The sequence below is a fragment of the Oleiphilus sp. HI0066 genome (assembly GCF_001635725.1).
The window spans coordinates 1-673 of the sequence record NZ_LWFH01000216.1 but is presented as its reverse complement, the minus strand read 5'-3'; the positions used below and the strand labels follow the sequence as shown (position 1 = coordinate 673).

The 673-nt window shown below is 41.3% G+C and carries 1 protein-coding gene and 1 pseudogene; both read left to right on the top strand.

Features of this window, described 5'->3' with window-relative positions; all coding sequences use genetic code 11:
* A pseudogene (locus A3738_RS30460) lies at positions 1-421 on the top strand (hypothetical protein); the annotation flags it as partial.
* 114 nt (positions 422-535) lie between these two features.
* Positions 536-673 (top strand): RNA polymerase sigma factor region1.1 domain-containing protein (locus A3738_RS29085; protein WP_156503920.1); only part of this gene is annotated, 138 nt, incomplete at its 3' end.

The window sequence follows — 673 nt, the reverse complement described above, 5'->3', positions numbered from 1 at the left end:
CGAGATTCGTGTAATTCGTACTAAAGATATCGCGATTTGTTTAGGACTATACTTCGCTCCAGAAAGACATCAGGCACTCAATGATTTAGACATTACCTTCCAGTCTGAAACAGCGGCGATGTTTGTTGGGTTCATAACCAAGTTTAAGATCATGTCGCAGCAAGATTTGATGTATCAACTTGCCGTTGATCAGCAAGGTTATCGCGAGCGATTTTTTGATTTGTTTTCGGGGATTGAAGCGATTCCAGAGCCTGATATCGCGATTGAAGAATTAGATTTCATAATAAAACGCGCAATCGAACAAAAAAAACGTGTTGATGCGCTGCGAGCAGCTAAGCTTATAACATCACCCGATCAACTAACCGACGAAGAGCGCAGCCAAGCTCAAGCAGTAACCACTCGAATATCTGAGCGTCTTTAATTGTTAATAAGCTTGATTTCTGTGTTTATGATCGCACTTTTCCTTTGTGGGTGATTAATTATTCCGTATAATGGCCGACTATTTTTTAATCGGCCACCAGACAATAGGGTGAACATGCCAACAGATTCACAACAGTCGCGTTTAAAAGTACTGATTGCTCGCGGTAAAGAGCAAGGGTATTTGACTTACTCTGAAGTAAACGACCACTTACCTGAAGATATTGCTGATCCGGATCAGGTTGAAGACATTATC